A 263-nucleotide genomic window follows, 5' to 3' on the forward strand; every position below is an offset into this window, starting at 1 on the left:
TCTTCGGCCCAGGAGATACGACCAATGGCTGACCCCATCAAGGTAACGGTCACTGATCCCACTACGGGCAAGGTCCTGCAGGAGCGGATCCTCGTGACCGACTATGCGGTGATCTGCGCCGGCGATCGGTACGTCAAGAACGTTCAGATCATTGGTTCCACACACATGATCGCCGTTGCGAAGGAGAAGCCGAATGGCTGACACCTCAGCGCGCGATCGCGCCACCGACCACAACATCCACCCGGATCTGGCCAGTGAGCTGC

Annotated in this window: 1 protein-coding gene; it reads left to right on the top strand. The window is 59.7% G+C overall.

Annotation, left to right across the window (positions count from 1 at the left end; all coding sequences use genetic code 11):
• Window positions 1–201, top strand: a 201-nt coding sequence (locus tag P8629_RS12075; RefSeq protein WP_278166355.1) for a hypothetical protein, incomplete at its 5' end; no start/stop codon positions are given.
• Between the last annotated feature and the right edge of the window lie 62 nt (window positions 202–263).

The sequence above is a fragment of the Hydrogenovibrio sp. 3SP14C1 genome, from assembly GCF_029625905.1.
In the GTDB taxonomy this organism is placed as follows: domain Bacteria; phylum Pseudomonadota; class Gammaproteobacteria; order Thiomicrospirales; family Thiomicrospiraceae; genus Hydrogenovibrio.